This is a genomic window from Sphingomonas sp. FW306-05-A, from assembly GCF_058782275.1.
In genome coordinates, this window is sequence record NZ_JBYSXN010000002.1 from 319936 (window position 1) to 336113 (window position 16178).

A 16178-nucleotide genomic window follows, 5' to 3' on the forward strand; every position below is an offset into this window, starting at 1 on the left:
TCTAGGCACGTATTAACCACTTTGCCAATCACCCTGTCGGGGTTGGCGCAGGTTCTTCCCAGCCACCGCCGATCGCCTTGAACAGCGCGGCGGTATCCTGTCGCAATTGCGCGTTGCTCGCGGCGAGCTGTTCGCGCGCGGTCAGCACGCTGACTTGCGCATCAAGCAAGGACGTCTGCGTCACGAAGCCGGTGCGATATTGCGCCTCGACCGAGCGCGCGGTCGACTGCGCGTCCGCGACCGCGCGTTGCAGTGCGGCGTTGCGCGCACGCTCGGCATCGATCCGCGCGAGCGGGTCCTCGACGTCGCGCAGCGCGCCGAGCACGGTGGTGCGATATTGCAGATAGGCCTGTTCGCGGTCTTCCTTGCGGATCCCGATCGTCGCCTTGCGGCGTCCCCAGTCGAGCAGCGGGAATTGCACCGCGCTGGTCCCGGTCAGCTGAACGCTGTTCCCCGCGACGAGCGTGGCGAGCGAGGTCGACAGCAATTGCGCGATCCCGGTCAGGTTGAACTTGGGATACAGGTCCGCGACCGCAACGCCGATGTCGGCGGTCGATGCCGCAAGCTGCCGCTCTGCCGCACGCACATCGGGGCGCCGCCGCAGCAGATCCGACGGAAGCCCCGCCGGCACCACCGGAAGCGCGACCAGCGGAACGCCGGGCCGCGTCAATTCACCATCCAGCGTCTCGGGCTCGACCCCGAGCAGAATCCCCAGCGCATGGATCCGCACCCGCACGTCCGCCCGGATCGGCTCTAGCCGCGCCTGCGTGCTGGTGATCGATCCACGTTGCCGCGTGACGTCGATCGACGGCACCAGCCCGACCCGCGCGATATTGCCCGCGATATCGAGCGAGCGCTCTTGCGACACCAGCTCGCTCTGGATCACCGCGATCTGTTCCTGGTCGAGCCGCAACGCGAAATACGCCTGCGCGACTTCAGCCGCGAGCGTCACCGCGGCATCGCGCCTGGTCCATTCCGCCGCCTCGACCCGCGCGCCCGCCGCCTCGACACCCCGCCTGCCGCCGCCGAACAGGTCGAGTTCCCAGCTCGCATCGAACCCGGCCGAGAAGGTCGTGATCCCGCTTCCCGGAAGCGCGAAGCCCGAGCTGCTGCCAGCACCACTCCCGGTGCCCGTGCCGCCGCCGTTCCCGCCGGAGAAGGCTTGCGCGATCGAGGCGAGTCCGGCGTTCTTGCTGAATTCGATATGGCTGACGTTGCCCGCCGCATCGAGCGTCGGCTTGCCGACCGCGCGCGCGGACACTTCCTGCAACCGCGCCTGCCGCACGCGCGACGCCGCGATCGCGATGTCGGGGCTGTCCTTCAGCGCGCGATCGACCAGCGAATCAAGCTGCGGATCGCCGAACGCCGCCCACCAGCGTGCCGGATCGACCTGTGCGCCAGGCGCCGGGGCAAGCTGGCGTTCGGCGAAGGCGGGCGGGACGGCGAGCTTGGGCGCGGTATAGTTCGGCCCGACGGTACAGCCCGCAAGCAGGGTACTGCCCAGCAGCGCGAGAGAAAAAAGCGAGCGGGTCAATGGGCCATGCCTCCACCACCGCCACCGGACTTGCCGGAGCGCATCAGGAATACGAGCGGTGCCACGACGAGCACCACGATCATCAGCGAACGAAACACGTCGAGGAACGCGAGCATCGACGCTTGGCGCTGCACCGTCTGGTACAGCACCGCCAGAGAGGTCGTCCCCGGATCCCCCTGCCCGCCGAACGCGCCCTGCGCTTTCGACAGCCAGTCGGTATAATTGGGATCGAGCGGATTGAGCTTCTGGACGAGTTCGGACTGGTGCCGTTGCTGCCCCGACGCAAGCAACGTCTGTGCGGTCGAGATACCGATCGACCCGCCGAGGTTACGCGCGATGTTGAGCAGGCTCGATGCCTGCGCGGTCTTATTCTGCGGCAGCCCGACATAGGCGACCGCGTTGATCGGCACGAACAGGAACGGCAGCGCCATCGCCTGGAACAGACGCGCGATCGCGGCATCGTGGAAGGTGATGTCCGCGTTCAAATGCGTCATGTTCCACAAGGCGAACGCCTGGACCAGCAACGCCGGGAACAGCATCAGCCGTACGTCGACCACGCCCGACAGCCTTCCTGCGAACGGAACCGCGACGAGCGTCGCGATCCCGCCGAAGGTCAGCGCCAGCCCTGCCTGGAACGACGTATACCCCAGCACCTGCTGCAACATCTGCGGGATCAACTGGGTCGTCCCGAACAGGATCATCCCAGTGATCCCCATGATCAGCAGCGTCAGCGAGAAGTTGCGGCTCTTGAGCAGCTTGAGGTCGATCACTGGCTCGTCGTGGTTGGTTTCCCAGAAGCCGAGCGCGACCAGCGACACGAACGAAATGCTCGCGGTCGCGATGATCAGCGTGCTGGCGAACCAGTCCTCGCGTTCGCCGCGATCGAGCGTCAGTTCGAAGAAGCCGAGCCCCAGCACGATCAGGATGATCCCGACATAATCGACCCGGATCCCGCGCGCGAGCAGCTTGCGCCGGTCTTCCTTGATCGCGTCGGGTTCGTCGACGAAGATGTTGACGAGGAACACCGAGGCGATCCCGATCGGCACGTTGATCAGGAAGACCCAGTGCCAGCTCGAATTCTCGGTGATGTATCCGCCGAGCGTCGGCCCGAGCACGGGGCCGACGACGACGACGATCGCAAAGGCGGCGAACGCCATCCCGCGTTGCTTTGGGGGAAAGGTATCCGCCAGGATCGATTGCTCGACCGGCGCAAGGCCACCACCGCCAATGCCCTGCAGCACGCGCGCGATGACCAGCGTCGTCAGGTTGGGCGCGAGCCCGCACAGCAGCGAGGCGAGCGTGAACAGCGCGATCGACAGCAGAAAGTAGCGTTTCCGCCCGATCACGTCGGACAGCCAGCCGCTGATCGGGATGACGATCGCGTTGGCGACGAGGTAGCTGGTCAGCACCCACGTCGCCTGGTCGTTGGAGACCGACAGCCCCCCCGCGATATGATCAAGCGCAACGTTGGCGATCGAGGTGTCGAGCACCTCCATGAACGTCGGGATACTGATGATCCCGACGATCAGCCACGGGCTGTAACTGCCCGCGCCCGATCGCGACGGATCCCATCCATCCTGCCTTGCGGCGGTTGCCACCTCAGCGGACCTTGACCGTCGGGATCACCGACATGCCGGGGCCGAGCGGATATTTGCGCGGATCGGGACCGTTCTTGGCGTCGAACTCGATCCGCACCGGAACGCGCTGGACGACCTTGACGTAATTGCCCGTGGCGTTCTGCGGCGGGAGCAGCGCGAACGCCTGGCCCGCGCCGCGCTGGACCGAGTCCACGCGGCCGACGAACTTGACGTCGGGATAGGCGTCGACCTTGATCTCAACGCGCTGGCCGATCTTCATGTCGCGCAACTGCGTTTCCTTGAAGTTCGCGGTCACCCAGACATGATCGGGGACGATCGCCATCAACTGCGTGCCCGGGCCGACATAGGAGCCGACGTTGACCGAGCGGTTGACCACCTGCCCCGACACTGGCGCGACCAACCGGTTGTCGCCGAGCGTGATGTTCGCCTGCTCGACCGAAGCCTTGCGCGCATCGATCACCGCGCGCGACGCGTTCACCTGCTTGCGCGCGACGAGGATGTTGGCGTCCGCACTGTCGATCTGCTGACGCGCGGCGGCGGCATCCGCCGCGGTCGAGCGCGCGGTCGCGCGGGCGGCGTCGAGCTGCTGCCCCGCCACCGCCGACGGATCGATCCGCAACAACGCTTCGTAGCGCGCGAGATCCTGCTGCGCCTTCGCCGCCGTCGCGAGCGGTGCGCGGGCGGAGGCGACCGCCTGGTCACGATTGGCCTGCGCCGCGGCGACTTGCGCGCGGCTTTGCTCGAACTGCGCTTCGGCTTGCTTCACGTTGGCCTGTGCTTCGGCAACCTGCGCGCCGGTGCTCGACGCCTCGATCACCGCGAGCAACCGCCCTGCCTCGACATGGCGGTTGTCGATGTCGGCGACCGCCTTGAGCGTCCCCGCGACCTTGGGCGCGAGCCGCACGATATGCGCGTCGACGAACGCGTCATCGGTCGATTCATACTGGCGCGCGTCGAGATAATAGAGCGTCCCACCGATCGCGACTGCCGCGACCACCGCGATCAGGATGATCCAGAACAGCGGCTTCTTGAAGATCGACGGCTTCTTGGGCGCGTCGTTCTTCTCGTCGCCATCCTGGCTTTCGTTCTGCTTGTCCGCCTCCTGGGCGTCGTCCTGCTTGGCGGCGTTTTGGTCGTCGCTCATGGAAGCTCCTGTCGTTCGGCAATCATGCGGTCGAGAATGGCGTCGGTATTCGCCGCGATCCGGGCGGCGAGCGCGGTCAGCGCATCGGCATCGAGGCTCGGGCGGCGCAGCAATTTGAGCGCGGTCGCGCGCGAGGCGCGCAGCATGACGATCTGGCCCATCAGCGTGAGAACCGCGACCTCGCAGGCGAACGGATCCTGCCGCCCCGTCGCGATGCGCACGAGTTCGACGATCGTTTCGAGCAGCTTGCCCATCAGCCCGCCATAGATGCGGTCGAACGCCTCGGTCGGCTCCATCTGCTCGCGCACGATGAACAGGGAGAACGCGCTGTTCTTGGTGCCCATCGTCTCGATGAAGCGCGCGAGGATGTGCTGGATCGCAGTCCGCGCGGCACTGGCAGTCATGCCCGGCGACAGCGCGCCGAGCTCCAGCGCGGGGGCCATATGCTCGCCGATCTGCGCCGCGATATGGTCGGCAGCGGCAAGGTACAACCCTTCCTTGCCGCCGTAATGATAGGTGATCGACGACATCGCCGTCCCCGCCGCCTTGGCGATCCCACGCGTACTCGCGCCCTCGAGGCCCTTGGCCCCAAATTCGGCGATGGCAATGTCGAGGAGTCGTTGCTGCAACACGGGAGCGCCTCTAGTTCGATCGAACGAACAGGGCAAGTTGCGATACAGCAATGCGCGAGAAACATTTGGTTACGGGTTGGGTTCCCGGGTTTACCGGTGCGCCTTCCCTCTACCAGCGCTTCCCCGGCGAAGGCCGGGGCCCAGTCGCAATGTCCAAGGTAACGAAGCGCAGCCTATCACCTTCATCCGGTCCGCTCCTGGGCCCCGGCCTTCGCCGAGGAAGCGGCAACAGGCGAAATCAGGCCGCTTCCTTCCGCGCCACACCCTTGCGCGCAGGCACCGGATTGGAAAACTCCATCCCGTCATCAACCGACCCGTATTTCAACGCGAGCAGATCGCGTGCGTAATTCTGGTGGACGCGCCACGGGGCCTTGCTCCCCTGCTTGGGAAACTTCGCCATCGCGCGCGTGACATAGCCCGAGGTGAAATCGAGGAACGGCGCAGGAGCCAGATCCGCTCCGCCGACCCGCGGGGTCGCCTGCCGCAACCCGCGCTTCTTCATCGTGTTGAGCAAGCGGCAGACATAACCACAGGTCAGGTCCGCCTTGAGCGTCCAGGAGGCGTTGGTGTAGCCGAACGACGACGCCATGTTGGGCACGTCGCTGTACATCATCCCCTTGTAGTTGAACGTCTCGGTCAGATCGACCGGCACCCCGTCGACGCTGAACGCGACGTCGCTCAGCAACTGCAGCTCGAGCCCGGTCGCGGTGACCACCACGTCCGCCGGAAGCTCGGTGCCCGACTCCAGCAGCAACCCGTTGCGGCTAAAGCGCACGATCCGATCGGTCACGACCGATGCGCGGTCCTGCTTGATCGCTTCGAACAGGTCGGCATCGGGTACGAGACACAACCTTTGGTCCCACGGATTGTAACTCGGCGTGAAATGCGTCGCGACGTCATAGTCGGGCCCGAGCTGATCGCGCACCAGCCCGATCAGCCGTTCCTTGGTCTGCGCCGGCCGTTTGCGCGCAAGATTGAAGAACAGCATCCCCATCAACACGTTGCGCCACCGCACCAGCCGATAGGCGAGCTTTGGGGGCAATTTGCGCCGCAGCCAGTTGGCCGCCGCATCCTCCGCCGGACGCGACACGACATAGGTGGGGGACCGCTGGAGCATCGTCACGTGCGACGCACTGTCCGCCATCGCCGGCACCAGCGTCACCGCGGTCGCGCCACTGCCGATGACGACGACTTCCTTCCCCGCATAGTCGAGGTCACCGGGCCAGAATTGCGGATGGACGATTCGCCCCGCAAACGCCTCGGTCCCCGGCCATTCGGGCGTGTGCCCTTGGGCGTAATTATAATAGCCGCTGCACATGAACAGGAACGCGCAGGTAAACACGACCGGCCCGTCCGGCCCATCCGCCTCGACTCGCCAGCACGCATCCGGCGTGGACCAAGCCGCGCGCTTGACGTGGTGGCCGAAGCGGATGTGCCGATCGATCCCGAAATCGCGCGCGGTCTCGGTCACGTAGTTGAGGATCGATGGCCCGTCCGCGATCGCCTTGGCCTCGGTCCACGGCCGGAACGAATAGCCCAGCGTGTACATGTCGGAGTCGGACCGTATCCCGGGATAGCGGAACAGGTCCCACGTCCCGCCAAGCTGCGCGCGTCCCTCAAGGATGACATAGCTGCGATCGGACGATTGTGTCTGAAGGTGATATCCCGCGCCGATTCCGGATATCCCGGCACCAACCACGACCACGTCGAAATGCTCTGCCGTGCGCTGTGTCATCATCGCTCTCCGAGGGTCATGATTATGTCATATCAGACCCTCGGGGAAGCATTAGGTTGCGATCAGAAATCCTTTCTGTAGCGCACCGTGACGTTCGACCCTCCAAACGACCCGGCCTGCGACAGAACGCTCAGCGTCTTGGTCAGCGAAACCTCCAGCTGCGTTGCGGTGAACCCGCGCGCATCGGTGATCACTTCGACATAAATGTCGTCGGTCAGATACTTGCCTGCCGCAAGCGACGTCCCCTGCCCGGTCGCCTCATTCGCGCCAAGCACGCGCAACCGGTCGATTCCGGTCGCCGAGCGCAGCTTGCCGAGCGGGTTGAGACCACCCCCCGACCCGCGCAGCGAGTTGAGCGCCGAAGCGAGCTGGACCGCCTGGATCGCCGAAAGGTTGGTCACCGAGCTGCCGAACAACAGGCGGCTGAGCACTTCGTCCTGCGGCAGTGCCGGGGTCGAGGTGAACGCGATCTGCGGACGCTGCCCCGTGCCCGTCACGTTGATTGTGACTTCGACGTCGCTCGTCGTGGTGGTCGCACTGATGTCGATCACCGGATCGGTCAGCGCCCCACCGTCGAAGCGAATGTCGCCCTTGGTGACTTCGAACCGCTTGCCCGCGAACGAATAGGTACCGCGCACCAGTTGCAGGCGCCCGAGGATCTGCGGTGCTGCCGACGTACCGGCGACCCGCATGTCCATCTCCCATTCGGACTCGAGCCCCATGCCCGACACGAACAACTGGTTGTCCGCCCGGATCCGGATATCGAGCTTGAACAAGCCAACCGGCGCTTCCGCCTTGGGCGCGGCAGCATTCTTGACCAGATCACTCTTACGGCGGACCCCCGTCAGTTCGGCGACTTCCGCCTGCCCCTGACGAATGATCTCATAGCGTGCATTGGGGATCGTCAGGTCGCCCTTGATCAATCCGCCATTCGCCTTCGAGTTGGTGATCGCGATCGTGCCCGTCGCGGTCGCACCCAGCGCATCGCTCCGCGCCAGCCGCGCGTTGTTTAGCGTCGCCTGGATATCGATCGGGAAACCCGAAGCCGCCGCGAACCCGACCGAGCCACGTGCCTGGACCGTGCCCTCGCCCGCGCGCGCCGACAACTGCGTGATTTCGAGCCGATCGTTGGTGAACCGCCCCGCGATCTTCATCTGGCTGAGACGCGTGCCATAGACTTCATTGTCATAGGTCAGCGAGTCCGCACGGATGACACCGTTCAACTGCGGCGCATCGACCCGGCCGTTGAAGTCCGCAGCGATGGCGATTGCCCCCGACAATTGCTGACGGCTGAGCCCGGCGAGCGAGAACAGCACGCCCGAAGGACCGTTGTAGCGAATGCCCCCCGAAAGCGGCGCCGCCATCAGTCGCGAGACCCAGCTGTCGCCGCCACCGAGCGGCCGCAACGTAGCGACCATCCGGCCCACCGTCGTGCCACCGCGCTGGACGAGCGCACGTGCTTCGCCGCCCGCGTCGGTCAGGCCGATCTGGCCAATCACGTCGACCGGCTCGGACACGCTGGCGAGGCTCGAACGCGTGAAGTTGGCGATGCGGAACTGGCCAGCGATCTTGGGGACCGAAGCGCCGCGCGGCTGCGCATAGTCCATCGACCCCGTCACCGCACCACCGAGCCCGAGATCCGGAACGAAGGCGTTCGCTACCGACAGGTCGAGCTTGTCGAGCCGAAGCTGTGCGGACAGCCCCGAGCCATAGACCGCGGCGACGCGCGCCGACCCATTGTCGAAGTCGATCCGCGTTGGCTGAAGCCGGTAGTTCGATCCGTCGATATCGATCCGCGCCGGGTTGGCGGTGCGGAAGCCGATGCCATTGGCTTGGCCCTGGAGCGCCGCAAGCCACTGCTTGGGGCTGAGCCGCGCGTTGGCGGCAAGGCGGAACGGCACGCCGTTCGAACCCGCAGCGACAAGCTGCGCGGTGCCCGAACCACCGGCGTAGTTCACCTTGGCGCGTGCGGTCGAAATGACCGTCGGGCCGTAGCGCAGATCGGCAACCTGTGCGTCTGCGACGACTTGCGGCGTCGGGGTAAGGATCGCGCGGGCGTTGACGATCGCGCGACCGATCGTGAAGTCCACCAGACCCGGAATCTTTGCGTTGCTCGCGCGCGCCGCGACGTCGACCTTCTGATACTGGCCCTGCGCGCCGAGCAATGCTGCCCCGCTGATGCCCGAACCCGCGAAAGTGATCCGCCCACCGAACGGCCCTGCCGCAAGCTGCTGGACACGACCCTTGAAGTCGATGCCCGCAAAGCGCGCATTACGAATGTCGACGGTCAGCGGTGCCGCGGGCACCACGTTGAGATCGGCGCTGAACGGACCGTAGTTGGTGCCACCCTTGGCAACGACGAGATAGCTCGACCCCGTCCCGCGGACACGGGCCTCCAGATTGACGAGCCCGATCCCGACGCCCGGACGTGGTGCGCGCAGCAGCACGACCGGCTTGGTCGCGGTGCCCGTAACGCGCGCGAACAGCGGGCCATATTGCGTCGAATAGGCATCCGCATCGACCGCGAGCGGCCCACGCGGATCATAGCGCCCCTGCCCGCGCGTCACGCGGAACTGGGGTGCGTTCATTCGCAGGTTGCGGAAGGTGATGATCCCGTTCGGATCATACCCGACATCCGCCGTCACCGCAGCGTTGCCGCCGAGGAAATTGCGCGCGCCTTCGTTGAAGATCTGCGACGTGCGTGCCGCGACGTGCGCGGTGATCCCAAACCCGCCGGGCATGGTGACGAGCTTGGCGTCGGTCTTGAGGCTGACGATCCCGAAACTCTCGACGCGGTAATCGTTGACCCGCCCGTTGAGCGCGGCGCGATACGTGCCCTTGGCGAGATCGGCGACGACCAATGCGGTCGCATCGATCTTGCGCGAGCGGATCCGCAGATTGTCCGACAGCACCTTGCCGTTGGCGATCGCGAAGCTGCCGTTGATCGCAACCGCATCGAGCAAGCCGCCCGCCGCGGCGTTAAGGCCGGTAACCCGCGCGGCACGCGCCGCGACCGGGATCACGATATGGTCCGCGTTCACGCGCGCCAGACCCGAGGCGTACAATTGCTGCACGGCAGTCTCGCCGAAACCGAGCACGCCCGCGCTGATGACGTAATTGACCGTCGGGGTCGCGAACTTGCCGTCGAGCACGACGCGCGCATTGACGTCACGTCCGTTGAGGTTGGGAAGGATCGCACCGGGCTTGAGCAATTTCGCCTCGACTGCGAACTGACCGAAGGCGCTTTGCGCGAGATCGATCAGACCTTTGGCGTTGACCGCCATCGCGTCCGACTTGAGCGCGACGACGGTGTCGACCTTGCGCTCGTTGAGCCGCGCATCGATCGATACGTCGAGTGCCGGCGCGGTGATCCGCGCGATCGGGTTGGTCGGGGTCGCCTCGTCCTTGGGTGCGCCACCGGGATAGAGTCCGGGCTTGGTCGTCCCGCGCACCTGGAAGAAGCCGTTGCGGGCGGACAGGTTGAGGTCAGCGAACTGTGCGCCGCCAAGTGTTCCGGTCGCCTTGCCGGTCCACGCGCTCCATGCGCCCTTACCGGCAATGGTGAAGTCGAGCGGTGCCTTGAGCCCGCTCATCTCCGCGACGACGCCGCGTGCGGGCGCGGTGATCCGCGCGTCGATCCCGAACCGGTTGGCATCAGGCACTGCGTCGAGCTTGAGGCGCAACGTGTCGCCGCCCGCGATGCCGGGGCCGGTCAGCGCATCGACGTTCGCGGTGATCTGCGCGCGCTTGTCCGCAATGTGCGTCGCGCCGTCGATCTTGATGATGTGGGCCGAGCCCATCACGGCCTTGCCCAGCACCATGCGATCGACCGTCAGGCGACCGATGTCGATGTCGAGATCGGGCAGGATCGGCGCATTGGGGTCGGTCGGCGTCGGCTTGAACACGGGCGAGCGCGTCATCGTGATGAGGTTCGCCTGCGCCGACAGCACGTTGACATGGTTCTTGACGTAATCGAACGGCCGCCAGTCGACCGCGATCCGCGGCGACGACAGGAACACGCCCTGCGGATCGCTCACCCGCAGGTCGTTGAGCACCATCTTGCCGTAGATCGATCCCTCGATCCGACCGACGCGGATGTTGAGCCCACCTGCGGTTTTATAATCCCCGATGAAATTGGCGATCACGCGCCGGCCGGGCGCGGTATCCAGCCCGAAGACGATCCCCATCGCCAACAGGCCCAGCACGCCGAGCGTTACTGCAATCCACTTGATGATCCGCTGCCACAACGGGCGCCGTGCAACGACGACGGTCTCTTCATCCGCCATCAGAAGGCTTGTCCGATCGAGATATAGAGCGCGACCTTGCCGTCGCCCGGGCGTGGATTGAGCGGGGTTGCGACGTCAACGCGCATCGGCCCGAAGTTGGTATAGAAGCGGCCGCCGATGCCCGCGCCGAAGCGCAGGTCCGATCCCTTGGGCAACACGCTGCTATAGGCGTTACCGGCGTCGATGAACGGCACGATCCCGTAATTGCCGAAGCGATAGCGTGCCTCGAGCGCGAACTCGTTGATGCTGCGTCCGCCGACCGGGTTGCCGTCGGGGTCGAGCGGCCCGAGCCGCTGATAGCCATAGCCGCGCACCGATCCGCCGCCGCCGCCATAATAGCGCCGCGACGGCGCCAGGTCGTCGCGGTCGATCCCTGGGATCGATCCTGCGCGCACACGGCCCGCGATCACGATGCTCTGCCCGACCGGATAATAAGCGCTCGCCTCGATCAGCGTCCGCGCATACGGCCGCACCGCGCCACGCACCGAGCTTTCGGGACTGACGCTAAGCTTGAGGCGATAGCCCTTGGTCGGGTTGAGCAAACTGTCCGACCGATCGAACTGGACCTGCCCCGGCAGCGCCGCAATGAAGTAGGTCCCGCGAACGCGCTCGCCGCGGTTGAAGTCGTAAACGCTCTCGTTCGTGCCGACGAGTTCGAAACCGTAAGCATAGGTGAATCTCTTCTGCCAAAGCGGCGTCGAATCGTACGAGATCCGGCCCGAAAGCGTGGCGGTGAAGGCGTCGAACGCGTCGTAATTGGAGTGGTTGACGCCAGCCGTCAACGTCACCGTGCGGTCGCGACGCCCGGCATTTGAGCGACGGAACGTCCCGCTCACGCCCTGTTCCTGCGTCCCCACGACCGCAGTCCCGATCAGCGCGCCTTCGGGCGGGAAGACGTTGCGATGCGTGAACGCGCCCTCGACCCGCACGCCCTGACCCGTGCTGTACCCGCCGCTGACCGACAGCGAACGCGGCTTGCCGCGCTCCTGCTCGACCAGCAGATTGACTTGCTCGGTTCCGTCCGGGTTGATGTTCCCGGTCGGCTTGGGTTCGACCGAAACGGTCGAGAACAACCCCGTCGCGACCATCGCCGCGCGCAGATCGTCGACCTTGCGATTGTCGTACAGTTCCCCCGGCTTGAACCGTTGCAACACCCGGACATGATCCGCCCCAAAAGCGAGCCGCCCCTCGGTCGTGGTCGTCCCGAACGACGACCGCGCCCCGACTTCAACCGGCAGCGTATAGTCGCCCGTGCCCGCCAGATCGTCGAGCAGGATGTCGCGTTCGCCGACCTTCGCGAAGGGATAGCCCTGCTGCGGCAAAGTCAGCGCGACGTTCGCCTCCGCGCCCTGCACGCGCAAAGCGTCGATCGGCTCGCCGACCTTGAGCGGCAGCGCGTCGCGGATCAGCGTCGGCGGGATCGTCGGATCCGCCTTCACCACAATCGTGCCGAGCTTGTATTGCTTGCCCGGCGTCGCCGACACGATCGCCTTGACGCGCGTCTTGTCGTTGGGAACCGTTTCGATCGTCGAAACCGCGGTGCCATCGTAATAGCCCAGGCTCTTCATCAGCCGGATCGCGAGCTGCTCGTCCTCACGCCCGCGCGCAGCGATGACGGTGCCGTTGGGGGCCTTGCCCTTGCCGCCCTTGAGCGCGGACAAGCCATTGAATTGCGCGGTCAGCTTGAGTGGGTCGAGACCACGGATCACCGTTTCATAGCGGATCTCGGGGGCCTTCTCGTCCTTGACCGCAACGTCGACCAGCGGCGTGGTATCGTAACTAGCGAGCGGCTGAAGCGGCTGCGCGATATCGGCGGGAATGTCGGGCGCAGGCGTCGTCGTGACCGGAGCCCCTTGCACTGGGGCCCCCGCGACCGGCGTCGCGGGCTGCGGCGCGACAGGGGTGCCCGATGGCGTGACCGGAACCGGGATCATCGGCTCAAGCGGCGCGTTGATGTCGTTACTGAGCGCAGGGAGCGCCTTGTCGAACTCGGGATCGGATACGATCGGCGGCTCGGACGCCTGTCCGGCACTTTGCCCCACGCCAGTCGGTACCTGTGTCGCAGGGGATGGCGCCTGTTGCAGGCTTGCTACCGCGATGGCGAGAAGCCCGCTCGAATACGCCAATGAAATCAAGACTTAAACTTCCCCACTTCGCACGAAGTCCGGTTTTGTGGTCCTTCGCTCAGCGTCCCTAACGCGCGAAACGAAAATGGTTTCCGCGCAATTACACATCCTGCCGACAGTTGCGACGAACCGTTAGGCACGCTCCGCATCGAACGGTGCTGCCGAGCTTTCCAGCCGGTCGAGCATCGCCCGAAAGCTCTTGATCTCGGCCGCGCTGAACCCGGCGAAAACACGCGCTTCCAGTTCGAGCGCCTTGGGCGCGACGCTTTCGTACAGCGTCCATCCCGCATCGGTCAGCGTCAACAGGTGCGATCGCTGGTCGTTCGCATTGGGCTTGCGCTCGACCAGCCCGCGCTCGACCAGCGTGGCGGCGGCGCGACTGACCGTCACCTTGTCCATCCGCGTCGCCAATCCCAGCGCCTGCTGCGTCGCACCCTCGCTCTCGGCGATGATCGCGACCAGCCGCCATTCGGGGATCTTGAGCCCGAACAATGCCTGATACGTGCTCGCCACCGCCGCCGAAACGCGGTTCGACACGATCGACAGGCGATACGGCAGGAACTGGTCGAGCTTGAGCGTCGTCATGGAACAAGGGGATAAGGGATGGACCGTGGTTGGCAAGGCCGCTATATCGTTACATCTGAAACCATCTCGGAGCCGATGCGATGACTGCCACCGAAAACCCGATGGGCCTGAACGGGTTCGAATTCGTCGAATTCACCTCGCCCAACCCCGAGGCGATGGCCGACCTGTTCGTCAAGATGGGCTTCACCCATGTCGGCAACCACAAGTCGAAGAACGTCCGCCGCTACGCGCAGGGCGACATCAACTTCCTGCTCAACATGGATGATGCGGGCCAGGTCGCGGGCTTCCGCGATACGCACGGCCCCTCGGCCAATGCGATGGCGTTCCGCGTTGCCGACGGCGAGGACGCGCTGAAGATGGCGGTCGAGCGCGGCGCGGTTGCCGTGAAGGGCGCCGTCGGCCCGGATGAGCTCGACCTCCCCGCGATCGAGGGCATCGGCGGCGCAAACCTGTATCTGGTCGATGAAAAGTCGCGGATCTACGAGACCGACTTCACCCCGGTCGAGGGCGCGGGCGTGGACGACAACAGCGTCGGGCTCCACACGCTCGATCACCTCACGCACAATCTCCAGCGCGGTCGGATGGCCTATTGGGCGGATTATTACGAGCGGATCTTCAACTTCCGCCAGATCCGCTATTTCGACATCGAGGGTCAGGCGACGGGCCTGTTCTCCAAGGCGATGACCGCGCCCGACGACAAGATCCGCATTCCCTTGAACGAAAGCCAGGACGAGCATTCGCAGATCGAGGAGTTCATCAAGGACTATAAGGGCGAAGGCATCCAGCATCTGGCACTCGCGACCGACGACATCTTCAAGACGGTCGATACGCTGCGTGCGAACGGCGTGCGGTTCCAGACGACGCCGCAGACCTATTTCGACCTGATCGACAAGCGCCTACCCGGGCACAACCACGACGTCGAGGAAATGCGCAAGCGCGACATCCTGATCGACGGCGCGCCGGAGACGGGTGGCGGGCTGCTGTTGCAGATCTTCACCGAGAATATGGTCGGGCCGATCTTCTTCGAGATCATCCAGCGCAAGGGCAATGACGGCTTTGGCGAGGGGAATTTCAAGGCGTTGTTCGAAAGCATCGAGCTGGACCAGATCCGGCGGGGCGTGGTGCCGGGGGCGGTTGAGGCTTGAGGCTTTTGGGGTGGGGCAGTAACGAGCACCGCCCCCAAAGGCTGGAGAGCGCAATGACCGACCCCATGACCGGCTTCAACAACCACTTCGCCACCGAAGCCATCCCCGGCGCGCTCCCCATCGGCCGCAACTCCCCCCAAAAACCAGCGTTCGGCCTCTACGCCGAGCAACTCAGCGGCAGCGCCTTCACCGCGCCGCGCCACGAGAACAAGCGCTCATGGCTCTACCGCCTGCGCCCCTCCGCCGCGCACCCCGCCTTCACGCGCTACGAGGGAGCCCTCCTCTTCGCCCCCGGCACCGCAGACGAACCGCTCGCCCCCAACCGCCTCCGCTGGGGACCGCTCGAAACGCAAGACGCCGACTGGCTCGATTCCCTCACGACAATGCTCGTCGCAGGCGAAGGCCCCAAGACACAGACCGGCGTCGCGATGCATATCTACCGCGCGACCAGGGACATGGTGAACCGCGCGTTCGTCTCGGCTGACGGCGAACTCCTGATCCTCCCGCAACAAGGCCGCCTCACGCTCTACACCGAGCTCGGAAAAATCGACCTCACCCCCGGCGAAGTCGCGATCATCCCGCGCGGCGTGCGCTTCCGCGTCACCCTCCCCGACGGCAGCGCGCGCGGCTATGTCGCGGAGAACCACGGCGCGCCGTTCCGCCTCCCCGACCTCGGCCCGATCGGCGCGAACGGCCTCGCCAACCCGCGCGACTTCGAGACGCCGGTCGCCTGGTATGAGGACGTCGAGGGCGAATACGAACTCGTCCAGAAATTCCTTGGCAGCCTGTGGACCACCAACCTCGGCCGCTCGCCGCTCGACGTCGTCGCGTGGCACGGCAATTATGCGCCGTGCAAATATGATCTCGCGCGGTTTAACACGATCGGCAGCATCAGCTTCGATCATCCCGATCCGTCGATCTTCACCGTCCTCACCTCGCCCAGCGACGTGCCCGGCACCGCCAATGTCGATTTCGTGATCTTCCCGCCGCGCTGGATGGTGGCAGAGGACACGTTCCGCCCGCCGTGGTTCCACCGCAACACGATGAGCGAGTGCATGGGCCTCCTCAAAGGCGAATATGACGCCAAAGCGGACGGCTTCGTCCCCGGCGCGCTGTCGCTCCACAATCAGATGAGTGGCCACGGCCCCGATGTCGCGACCTGGGACGCCGCCAGCAACGCGCCCCTCGCCCCGCGCAAGATCGACGGCACGATGGCGTTCATGATCGAAAGCCGCTGGGTCTTCACGCCAACCCGATTCGCTGCAGAAACGAGTGCGCTCGACGAAGATTACGATGCGGCCTGGTCTGGTTTTCCCAAAGCGCAACTTCCGAAGGCTTAACTCTTATCAGCATGAATTCGCGGAACTGGCATCCGACGCAAGAGTCTTGTCTG

The 16178-nt window shown here is 65.4% G+C and carries 10 protein-coding genes; 2 read left to right on the forward strand and 8 right to left on the reverse strand.

Annotated features, from left to right (window positions below; all coding sequences use genetic code 11):
- Positions 1-28: 28 nt before the first annotated feature.
- The 8 genes from AC3WJR_RS10400 to AC3WJR_RS10435 form a co-directional block, all read right to left on the reverse strand.
- Complete coding sequence (locus tag AC3WJR_RS10400; protein WP_492724774.1) at positions 29-1534, reverse strand: efflux transporter outer membrane subunit; 1506 nt, start codon at positions 1532-1534, stop codon at positions 29-31.
- A complete protein-coding gene (locus AC3WJR_RS10405) occupies positions 1531-3132 on the reverse strand; it encodes a DHA2 family efflux MFS transporter permease subunit (RefSeq protein WP_492724776.1) in 1602 nt (533 codons plus the stop codon). Before AC3WJR_RS10405 ends, AC3WJR_RS10400 begins: the two co-directional genes overlap by 4 nt.
- Position 3133: 1 nt before the next feature.
- Positions 3134-4276, reverse strand: coding sequence for an HlyD family secretion protein (locus tag AC3WJR_RS10410; RefSeq protein WP_492724778.1), 1143 nt, complete (start codon positions 4274-4276; stop codon positions 3134-3136).
- The gene (locus AC3WJR_RS10415) at positions 4273-4908 is read right to left on the reverse strand and encodes a CerR family C-terminal domain-containing protein (RefSeq protein WP_492724780.1); all 636 of its coding nucleotides are present in this window, start codon (positions 4906-4908) and stop codon (positions 4273-4275) included. The genes AC3WJR_RS10410 and AC3WJR_RS10415 overlap by 4 nt, the downstream gene beginning before the upstream one ends.
- A 238-nt stretch (positions 4909-5146) precedes the next feature.
- Positions 5147-6643, reverse strand: a complete 1497-nt coding sequence (locus tag AC3WJR_RS10420; RefSeq protein ID WP_492724782.1) for a flavin-containing monooxygenase — start codon at positions 6641-6643, stop codon at positions 5147-5149.
- 62 nt (positions 6644-6705) lie between these two features.
- On the reverse strand, positions 6706-10929 hold the full coding sequence (locus tag AC3WJR_RS10425; RefSeq protein WP_492724784.1) for a translocation/assembly module TamB domain-containing protein: 4224 nt from the start codon (positions 10927-10929) through the stop codon (positions 6706-6708).
- Positions 10929-13055 (reverse strand): autotransporter assembly complex protein TamA, encoded by a 2127-nt coding sequence (locus AC3WJR_RS10430; RefSeq protein ID WP_492726110.1) that lies wholly within the window; start codon positions 13053-13055, stop codon positions 10929-10931. Before AC3WJR_RS10430 ends, AC3WJR_RS10425 begins: the two co-directional genes overlap by 1 nt.
- A 132-nt stretch (positions 13056-13187) precedes the next feature.
- On the reverse strand, positions 13188-13640 hold the full coding sequence (locus AC3WJR_RS10435) for a MarR family winged helix-turn-helix transcriptional regulator (RefSeq protein WP_354282112.1): 453 nt from the start codon (positions 13638-13640) through the stop codon (positions 13188-13190).
- A gap of 80 nt (positions 13641-13720) precedes the next feature.
- Here AC3WJR_RS10435 and hppD point away from each other — a divergent pair, with 80 nt between their 5' ends.
- Positions 13721-14785 (forward strand): 4-hydroxyphenylpyruvate dioxygenase, encoded by a 1065-nt coding sequence (hppD, locus tag AC3WJR_RS10440; protein WP_492724786.1) that lies wholly within the window; start codon positions 13721-13723, stop codon positions 14783-14785.
- A gap of 53 nt (positions 14786-14838) precedes the next feature.
- A complete protein-coding gene (hmgA, locus tag AC3WJR_RS10445) occupies positions 14839-16125 on the forward strand; it encodes a homogentisate 1,2-dioxygenase (protein ID WP_492724788.1) in 1287 nt (428 codons plus the stop codon).
- Positions 16126-16178: the final 53 nt, after the last annotated feature.

What these genes read in the sequence shown, in the direction of transcription:
- AC3WJR_RS10410 (WP_492724778.1), bottom strand. Translation starts at nt 4,276, where the DNA reads ATGAGCGACGACCAAAACGCCGCCAAGCAGGACGACGCCCAGGAGGCG.
- AC3WJR_RS10420 (WP_492724782.1), bottom strand. Translation starts at nt 6,643, where the DNA reads ATGACACAGCGCACGGCAGAGCATTTCGACGTGGTCGTGGTTGGTGCC.
- AC3WJR_RS10425 (WP_492724784.1), bottom strand. Translation starts at nt 10,929, where the DNA reads ATGGCGGATGAAGAGACCGTCGTCGTTGCACGGCGCCCGTTGTGGCAG.
- AC3WJR_RS10435 (WP_354282112.1), bottom strand. Translation starts at nt 13,640, where the DNA reads ATGACGACGCTCAAGCTCGACCAGTTCCTGCCGTATCGCCTGTCGATC.
- hppD (WP_492724786.1), top strand. Translation starts at nt 13,721, where the DNA reads ATGACTGCCACCGAAAACCCGATGGGCCTGAACGGGTTCGAATTCGTC.
- hmgA (WP_492724788.1), top strand. Translation starts at nt 14,839, where the DNA reads ATGACCGACCCCATGACCGGCTTCAACAACCACTTCGCCACCGAAGCC.